The organism is Saccharopolyspora sp. NPDC002686 (genome assembly GCF_040295745.1).
GTDB lineage: Bacteria > Actinomycetota > Actinomycetes > Mycobacteriales > Pseudonocardiaceae > Saccharopolyspora > Saccharopolyspora oryzae.
Map to the genome: position 1 here is coordinate 18502 of NZ_JBEOVY010000067.1, position 8782 is coordinate 27283.

Below are 8782 nucleotides of genomic sequence, written 5' to 3' on the forward strand. Positions count from 1 at the left end.
CTACGCCCCTTCGCGAACCTTGCCCGTCGACACGTCGATCTTGCCCGTCACAGCGTCCGTGATCAGAGCGGCACGCCGCTCGCGCGCCAAGGCGATTAGATCCTGCGCTTTTTCCATTAGGGAGTCAATTTTTGCGGTTTGATCATAGAGTTGTGTGGCAATAATTGATTGTTCGTCAAGCGGCGGCATCACCAAGGGATGACGGTGCAGCGCGTCTACGGTGAGCGCTCCTCTTGTGGCACCAGACTCGTCACTACGTGCGCGGAGCTTTGCGTACGATGACTTGAGCGACCAGAGCAAGTAATCTGAGTTCCAACGCGTAGCTTCAGGTGTAATACACGCAAGATGCTGGTTGATCGTAGCCCTAATCCGAAGAATCGTTACGGAGGCGCGAGTTTTGCCTTGCCCAGTTAGCGCCACAAGCAGCGATCCAGGACCGGCTATTGGAAGATGACACTCCCGAAGAGCGTCGCGCGTGACGAACTGGCTAGCTTCCAGTACTTCAGGAAGGTTCACGACAGATGACGTTAGCCAAGGAAAATCTCCACCATCCCAATACCGAACCTCTTGACGCCGGGGCGTTGCACCATTTGTGATTGAGACCCATCGTCCAAGTTTGTCAGTGGGCCAGGTACTAACTCCGGGTTCGGGTATCGAATTTCGGATGACCGCATCACGTCGCTCAACCAGATATTCGATCAACTGCTCCTGCTTAGAGATCAGGGCGTCGATCTGATCCGTCTCCCGATCCAGGAAGTCTGCAATGCTTCTCTGCTCACCTGCCGGCGGCAATGGGATTGGAAATTCCGCCAGTTTATCTGCAGTTAGATGCGGCATCGATACCGCGTTGCAGTATGCCGCAATGTATCCTAGTCGACGTGCAGCGATCAGCACGTACGTAAGGTAACGTCCATCATTGGAATGAAACGGCCTAACACGGTTGATCGAGTTCTGAAACCCCCAGCCCGCAAGGTTCTCATCTCGAATGAAAGCAGCCCGCCCGTAACCGCCGATGCCGCCTTCTACTACAACCACATCCCCTCGATCCAGCGTGAGACTATCAAGTTCGCTTCCGCTGAACCACATTGACTTTACGTCGCTGACGTCAATAACACCGTCAGGTTGCACATTCGCAGCTCGCATATACGGAGCAAGAGAATCATTTCCCTTGTCCTCCGACTGGAGCATTTTGCCAAGCGTGACGGACCCAAACCTCTTGACAGGTACGCGATTCCAGTGACCAGGCAGGTCGGCGTCACCAATCCAAGGAATTGCAGTGATCATCGTTCGATCTCCTTGAGCATCTCAAGGATTTCAGCTACAGCCTTGTCGAGATCGGCATCAATCTCCGAGAGCGGACGTGGTGGCACGTACTGATAGAAGTGCCGAGTAAAGGGGATTTCGTAACCGACCTTCGTCTTGGAGTCATCGATCCACGCGTCAGGCACGTGAGGCTTGACCTCCGCTTCGAAGTACGCGGCAATGGTCTCGTCCTGCGCATCGTCCTCCTTGCGGTGGTTATTCCATCCGAAAGGGACGATCTCTGTGTCCCGGAGGGACGTGTCTGGTTCGGGATTGCCTTTGCTGTCGATACAGACGTCGGCTTCCTCGTCGCGCTCGCCGAGTGTCTGCCACAGGGCTTTACGTTGCGCAGCGGTAAGGCGGACGCCGTCCGTACCAAGGTGCAGGCCAAGATCGCTTAGGAATTTCTCGCGATTACGGTACAAGTCAGTGCCGAACGTCCCCAGTGAGTCGATCAAGCCGTCGATCTTGCTGAGCTGCTTGTGCTCGGCCGCTTCTTCGATCCGCTCCGGAGTGCAGGCGAAGTTCAGGCGCAGTGGGCGCTCGACGGTCACGGACCAGTAGGCGAAGTCGTTGTTGTCGAAGACCTTGGAGATATCCGATGTCTCCATCGCCGAGTACGCATGCAGGATCGTGGAACGGTCGGCCTCGCTGATCTCGACGCGCTTATTTCCCAGCGACTTGCGCATCTTCGTTGCGAACCCGGTCGCGTCGATGAGCTGGACCTTGCCCCGCCTCTCGGGCTGCTTTGTGTTGTCCAGGATCCACAGGTAGGTCGCGATGCCTGTGTTGTAGAACATCTCGGTCGGGAGCGCGACGATCGCCTCGACCAGATCCTTCTTCAGCAGGTGGCCGCGGATCTCCGAGGGGCCTGACCCCGCTCCACCGTTGAACAGCGGCGAACCGTTGAGGACAATGCCCGCGCGCCCACCTCGGCCATTTTCGTCAGCCGGACGCATCTTCGAGGCGACGTGCAGTAGGAACAGCATCGCGCCGTCACCGATCGCGGGCAGGCCAGGCGTGAACCGACCGTTGGGCGCCTCGTGTTCGCGACGAACCTGTTTCTCCGAAGCCTTCCAGTCCTGACCGAACGGCGGATTGGACAGGACGAAGTCGAACCCGCGATCGGCGAACTCGTCCATGGCGAGGGTGTCGTTCCGACGGACGTTGGAGACATCCTGGTCCTTGATCAGCAAGTCGGACTTACAGATCGCGTACGAGTGTTTGTTGACCTCCTGGGCATAGAGGTTCAACGCCGCGTTTGGGTTCATGCCGAGGAGATGCTCCTCAGCAACCGAGAGCATTCCACCGGTTCCCGCTGTCGGGTCGTAGACGGTGCGGGATACGCCGGGACTACGTAGCGCCTCGGTGTCCTCAGCGAAAACGAGGTCGACCAGGAGGCGGATCGCGTCACGCGGGGTGTAAAAGTCTCCGGCCTGTTCGTTCGAGGCTTCAGCGAACTTGTAGATCAGGTTCTCGAACAGGTCGCCCATCGCAGCGTTGTCCACGACGTCCGGATGGAGGTCGATCTCGGCGAACTCGCGAGTGACCAGGGCAAGACGGTCGTACTCGTCGAGCGCCTTGATCTGCTCCTCGAAGCCAAAGTTCTTGAAAACGTCGATCTCGGTGCTGAACCCGTTGATGTAGTCGATCAAGTTCGCCGCGAGGTTGTCTGGGTCCTCCAGCGCCTTCTCCAGCGTGTAGGCGGAGGTGTTCCAGAACGATAGGCTGGGGCTCTGCTCAGTACGTGTGCGCCGGCGCAACTGGCTGCGGATCCACGTGGCACCGTAGCCATGGTCGGCAGCTTCCTGAACGACCTGGACCATAACCTTGCGGTGTGGCTCCATCACACACTCGAGCCGCCGCAGGATCGTGAACGGCAGGATGACGTTGCCGTACTGGTTCGGCTTGTACGGGCCGCGCAGGACATCGGCGATGCCCCAAACGAAGCTGGCATGCACGCTCACGTCGTCGAGTCTCCAGGTCGTATTCGTAATGCACTTGCGCCCGCGGGCTGGGGCACAAGATTACCGACGCAACGGTATCTGCAACGCCGGTGGGGATCGATGTCGTTCGGATGCAGCAACGGTGGACTCGGTCCGAGGCAGTCTGTTCCGAAGGATCTCACCGGGCTCTCATCAGCGCAGATCAATGCGGTCCTGGTTCGCCTACACCTCCTGGCACCGCGTCGTGGTCAAGGTCGACCGCGCCAACGGAGCAGGGTGGCAACTGCTGACCAAGAAGCTGCAGTGCGCGCTTTCCGCTGGTGAGAAGGCGCGCACTGCACCTACCCTTGTTCGCGGCGGTCGCCACCCACTACGAAGCCGCGCCGGAGGCACCCCGCCTCATCCTGCTCGACGAGGTGTTCGTCGGCGTGGACAGCATCAACCGCGGCCAGGTGTTCGTGCTGTTGTCGGCACTCGACCTCGATCTCATACTCACCTCCGATCACGAGTGGTGCACCTACGCCGAACTGAGCGGCATCGCCATCCACCAGCTCATCACCGGCGACGACAGCGAGGCGGTCACACCGACCGCTTCACCTGGAACGGCCACAACCTCACCCGCGACGGAGAGGGGCCTTAGAGGCACGGCTACCGGTCGGCGGTTGTGGCCGCGCATTGCGAGTCAGAGGCGGTCGATGTCCCTGTCGAGGCGGTTGATCTGGTCGGAGATCGACTTCATCTTCAGCATCGACAGCTGGATGCGGGCTTCGGCGGTGCGCGGTTGGGTGTCGTCGCCGATCTGCTCGATCGCCTCCTGGATCTCGTCGATCTGCGCGCGGACGCGGTTGACCCGGGACCGGAACCGCTGGAACTCGGCGTCGTCGACCGCCTCGGCTTCCTTCTCCGCCTCCTTCGCGCGGAGTTCTTGGCGGAGCTTGTCCAGCGGCATGACCGCCATGACCTTCTGCAGGTCCGTGGGCAGGGTCTCCTGCTGGCGGGGTTGGCTGGGTTGCCGCAGGCGGAGGTACAGGTCCCGCAGGCCGCCGTTGGCCTGCGCCCAGCGCTTGGCGTCGCGCCGCGCGTACGCGGCCCGCGCCTCCTTCTCCAGCCTGTTGACGATCTGGTCGTGCGCTTGGACGTTCGGGTCGGAGCCCTGCGCGGACAGCAGTTCCCTGATGCCCAGGATGATCCCTTCGCACTCGGCCAGCGACGGTTCCAGTTCGTGCCGCACCGGGTGGACGACGCGGTCCAAAGCGCGCAGCAGCAACCAGATCTCCTGCCGGTCGGGCACCGGGACCGCGAACAGGCGCTGCGCCTTGTGGACGTACCGGTCGCCGTCGGCCCGCAACGTCATGCGGCTCGTCGCATCGGTCTCGAGGGCCATCCGCTGGTCCAGCTCGGCTTCCAGCCCGGCGAGCTCGTCGCGCAGCTCGGACAGCGACGGGATCTCCATGCGCGGGATGCTGACGTCGACCGGTGCCTCGCGGATCACCGCTCCCGCGCGGCTGTGCACGGTGGCGCGTCCTTCGATCTTGTTGCTGGCGCTGATGTTGACGGTGAGGGTGACCTTCGAGCCCTTGGTCGCCTCCGGGGGCACGTCCTTGATCAGCACGACGCCGATCGGGTCGTACTCCTGGAACAAGCGGATCTCGATGGTGTCGAAGTCGTTGATCCGCTGGAACTCCAGCGTCCGGCTCGCGGGCAAGGTCGCGCCCTCCTCCGCGAGGGGCTCCATCCCCTGGACCGTTTCGATGAACAGCGGCTTGGGCAGCACGGAGAACACCCCGGTGATCCCGGTGTCGGCGTCCTCGGCGACGTGCTCGACGGTGAAGGCGTGCTCGGCCAGCGGCAGCTGCGAGCCGTCGCCGACGAGCAGCGTGAAGTTGGTCGTGGTCCCCGGCCGCAGTTCGACCTCTTCGAAGAAGAACCGGCCGGTGTCGTCCGGGATCGCCGCGTGGCGGCTGCCGTTCTCGCTGGTGAGCACGACGTTCAGCTCCGCCGCCGACTCGGTTCGCACCTGGCCGGCGACCGTGATCATCTCCTGCGGGGTGCGGGGTTCCACGTCGAGCTGGACGGTGCAGGCAGCGCTGGAGATCTCGCTCGGCATCGACCCGGCCTGCAGGGCCGCACCGGCGGCGACGATGCGGTCCGGTTCCAGCAGGCGGGCCTCCCGGCCCCACCTCCGCCGGATGGTGTCGGTGACCCACGGGCCCCAGGTGGAACCGCCGACGAGCAGGATCTCGTCGACCTGCTCGATGGTCAGGCCGGCATCCGCCAGGACCAGCTCGCAGCCCTTGGTGCCGTCCCCGGCACCTCCGCCGCCGAGGGTGTCGTCGAGGAGCTCCTGGATGAGCTCGACGTACTGGGCGCGGTTGATCGAGTCGAGCAGCGTCACGGTCCGCCCGTGGTCGTCGGTGAGCTGCTCCCTGATGTGCACGGGCACCCGGTCGGTCCGCGCACCGGCGAGCTTGTGCTTGGTGTTCTCGGCGATCTGCAGCAACTGCGTCCAGGTCCCGAGGTTGCCGGTTCCCTCGTCGTCGACCGTGATCTGGACGCCCCGCTCGCGCATCCGGTCGTAGAGCCACTGCGCCAGCCTGCGGTCGAACGTGTAGCCGCCGAGCAAGCGGTTCCCGCCGAACGCCTTGATCGTCACCACCCCGCCGCGGCGCTCCATCACCGTGACGTCGAACGTGCCGCCCCCGAGGTCGTAGGTGAGCAGGCGCAGCGGGTCCCGCCGGTCGGCGCCCGCGTAGGCGAGCGCGGCCGCGGTGGGTTCCATCAGGAGGTGCTTCTCCTCGTCGAAGTCGAACCCGGCCGCCCGAGCGGCTTCCGCGGTCTCGCGCATCATCGCGCCCTCGAAGAACGCCGGGTGCGTGATCACCGCGCGGTCGACCCGCTCGCCGAGCGCTTGCTCGGCGATGTCCTTGAGGTACTGGAGAACGATCGTCGCGACTTCGCGAGCGCTGTAGTCCCGCCCGCCCAGCCGGTGGACGACGTCGGTGCCGATGTTGCGCTTGGCCGCCAGGATCGGCGCCTCGCCATCGGCGGCCCGGTCCTTGGCCTCCGTGCCGACGACGAGCTTGCCGGGGTCGTGCGGGTCCTCCCACACCGCGGAGGGGATGACGTCGTTCCCGTACGGGTCCGGGATGATCGTGACGTCGAGCTCCTCGAGGTAGGTCGGCGGCGGGTACCCGTCGGCCAGCTCGACCTTGCCGCGCACTGCGAGCACGCTGAAGGTCGTGCCCAGATCGATGCCGATGATCATCTCGTAGCTCCCCAGGTCAGAGGTCGAACAGGACGTCGGCTCGGGTGTCTTCGGGGCTGTCCGGCGCCGGCACCGGAAGGTCCGCCCAGGACGGGCGCGGCAGATCCGCCGGGTGCGGCGGTGGGACCAGCGGAGCCAGGGCGGCGAGGTTGGTCAGCTGCAAGGGGCGGCTCGACTCCTCCACCGTCGCGGCCTCCTCGACCGCTGCGCACAGCTCCGGCAACCGGCCGGTGTGGGTGGCCGGGCGAGCGTGCACGAGCAGCGCTTCGGCAGCTCGCCGGGCCGGGTCGAGCAGCCGCGACTCCGCCTCGGCGAGCTCGGCCTCGGTGATCGTCCGGCCGGCGACGCGGTGCTCGCCTCCGGCGCCGATCTTGCGCTGCAGATCCCTGCGGCGGGATGTGATCAGCAGCGGGCTGGCGTGCGACCCCACCTGCAAGATCCCGAAGTAGTTCTCCCGGTAGGGGTTCTCGCCCCGTCCCCATCTCAGCGGCATGCCCGATCCCTCCACAAAGGACTCACCAGCGGCGGTTGATCTCCAGCCCCGTGCGCAACCGCAGGGCAGTGATCAAGTTCTGCTTGATGGCATCGGCCGGATCGAGCGATGCGGCCTCGGTCAACAGCTCCTCCGCCCGGCGGATCGCGTCCAGCTGCGGGGCCGATCCCGGAAAGCGGCCCAGGTATCCGACGTCGGACATGGACTCCGCGGCGGAGTTGAGCAGGTCGACGGCCACGGCGTTCAGGAATCCCGCGAGGATCTTGCCGTTCTCCGTCCGCCCTCGCGGGCCCGACGTCGCGTGCGCTTTCCGCAGGAGATCGACCCCCTTGTCCCGATGCCCGTCCTCGAATTCCCGGATCCCCTCCTGCTGCAACCGGAAGGCGGCGGGGCCGCCGTGCGCTGCGACCGTCTTGTGCAGGCTGGCCTGCTGGTCCGCCAAGTGCTGCACGATCTCCAGGCCCCGCTGGTCGCCGAGTTCGCGGCATCGCCGTTCGGCCAGCACGAGATCGCGCTTGGCCGCGTCCGTCTCGAACTGGCCGAGGTAGCACTCCGCGCGCAGCACCAGGGCGGGCGGGAATTCCGCTTCGATCGCGAGGACTTCGTCGAGCGTTCGGATGGCGTCCGCCCAGCGGTGGGAATCGGCCGCCTGCTCCGCCTTCTTCAGGTGGGGCGACAACCGCTCTTGGCGGATCACCGTGCGCAGCGAGTGGCACCTGGACCGCAGGGTGGCGGGGTCGGCACCGCCCAGATCGGGCAGCGGCGAGTCGAGGGCCGACAACGCCGCGTCCACATCGCGCTCGGCCTTGTCCAGCTCGGCCAGCTCGAACCACGTGTCGGCCCTGGCCAGCAGCACGGAAGCCGACAGCCCGTCGGAATCCTTGACCGAGCCGAGCAGTTCCAGCGCCAGCTCGCGGTTGTCGTCGACGTGGTCCCTCGCGGCCAGCACCGTGGTGATCTGCCAGTCCTCGCGGATCTCGTCGAGCCGCGGATCGGCCGCCGCCCGCGCGGCCCGGAGAGCACGGGCGAAATGCCGCCTCGCCTCGTCGAAGTCCCGCATGGCGTCGCACGCCTGGCCCACCCACGAGTGCCACCGGACCAGGTCGGTAAGCAGCGGATCGTGCTGCCCCACCTCCAGCAGCTCCGGTTCCAGCCGCGAGATGTCGCGGTCGTAGCGCCGGGCCGTCTCCCGGATCTCCTCGAGCGCCCCGGTCCGCTCCTCGAGGTCGCTCGCGTTCGCCTGCTGCACGTGCCCCGCCTGCACCCGGGTCAGCAGGCTGAGCAGGTCGCGCAAGGCCGGCGCGCAATCCTCGTCCCGTTCTAGATGACCGGTCACGGTCCGGACGGCCGGGCCGAGGGCGTCGGCTCCGATGGTGTCGTGGTTCCACACCGCCGCGTCCAGACCGGCGATCGCCTGCTCGTAGGCGTGGATGCGGACCCGTTCCACCAGTTCCGCCGGGAACTGCGAGCCGAGGGCGAGCTGGACGTGGAACCGGGCGCGCTGCAGCGGAGTCCGCTCATCCCCTGCGATGTCGAAGTGCAGCCGCACGACCCGCTCGGCCAGGTCCAGCCGGACCTGCGGCAGCAGGTCCGGTTCGACGTCGACGTGCTCGGCCAGCCACGTCCAGAACTCGTCGGCGTCGAACAACCGGTGCCAGTGCACCAGGGCCTGCCGCCAGTCCTCGTCGGCCTGGTCCGGCTGCTCGGAGTTCTCCGCGTCGATCGCCCGCGCGTGATGCGTGATCGCGAGGTGGTGGGTGGCGCTCAGGTCGTCGG

General features: G+C 65.3%; 5 protein-coding genes and 1 pseudogene. 1 reads left to right on the top strand and 5 read right to left on the bottom strand.

Annotated elements, in window-relative coordinates; all coding sequences use genetic code 11:
* Both ABTZ89_RS11755 and ABTZ89_RS11760 read right to left on the bottom strand, forming a co-directional pair.
* The gene (locus tag ABTZ89_RS11755) at positions 1-1284 is read right to left on the bottom strand and encodes a restriction endonuclease subunit S (RefSeq protein ID WP_351043224.1); all 1284 of its coding nucleotides are present in this window, start codon (positions 1282-1284) and stop codon (positions 1-3) included.
* Positions 1281-3269, bottom strand: coding sequence for a type I restriction-modification system subunit M (locus tag ABTZ89_RS11760; protein ID WP_351043227.1), 1989 nt, complete (start codon positions 3267-3269; stop codon positions 1281-1283). Before ABTZ89_RS11760 ends, ABTZ89_RS11755 begins: the two co-directional genes overlap by 4 nt.
* Before the next feature lie 196 nt (positions 3270-3465).
* Between ABTZ89_RS11760 and ABTZ89_RS11765 the strand changes: the two are divergent.
* Positions 3466-3888: pseudogene (locus ABTZ89_RS11765) on the top strand (SbcC/MukB-like Walker B domain-containing protein); the annotation flags it as partial.
* Positions 3889-3930: 42 nt separating this feature from the next.
* Here the strand turns inward: ABTZ89_RS11765 and ABTZ89_RS11770 are convergent.
* The 3 genes from ABTZ89_RS11770 to ABTZ89_RS11780 all read right to left on the bottom strand — a co-directional run.
* Positions 3931-6513 (bottom strand): Hsp70 family protein, encoded by a 2583-nt coding sequence (locus ABTZ89_RS11770; protein ID WP_351043230.1) that lies wholly within the window; start codon positions 6511-6513, stop codon positions 3931-3933.
* Positions 6514-6529: 16 nt separating this feature from the next.
* Complete coding sequence (locus ABTZ89_RS11775) at positions 6530-7006, bottom strand: hypothetical protein (RefSeq protein ID WP_351043233.1); 477 nt, start codon at positions 7004-7006, stop codon at positions 6530-6532.
* Positions 7007-7028: 22 nt separating this feature from the next.
* Positions 7029-8782 (bottom strand): hypothetical protein (locus ABTZ89_RS11780; protein ID WP_351043236.1); only part of this gene is annotated, 1754 nt, incomplete at its 5' end.

Coding starts and splice junctions, on each gene's coding strand:
- ABTZ89_RS11775 (WP_351043233.1), bottom strand. CDS start 7,006: ATGCCGCTGAGATGGGGACGGGGCGAGAACCCCTACCGGGAGAACTAC.
- ABTZ89_RS11755 (WP_351043224.1), bottom strand. CDS start 1,284: ATGATCACTGCAATTCCTTGGATTGGTGACGCCGACCTGCCTGGTCAC.
- ABTZ89_RS11770 (WP_351043230.1), bottom strand. CDS start 6,513: ATGATCATCGGCATCGATCTGGGCACGACCTTCAGCGTGCTCGCAGTG.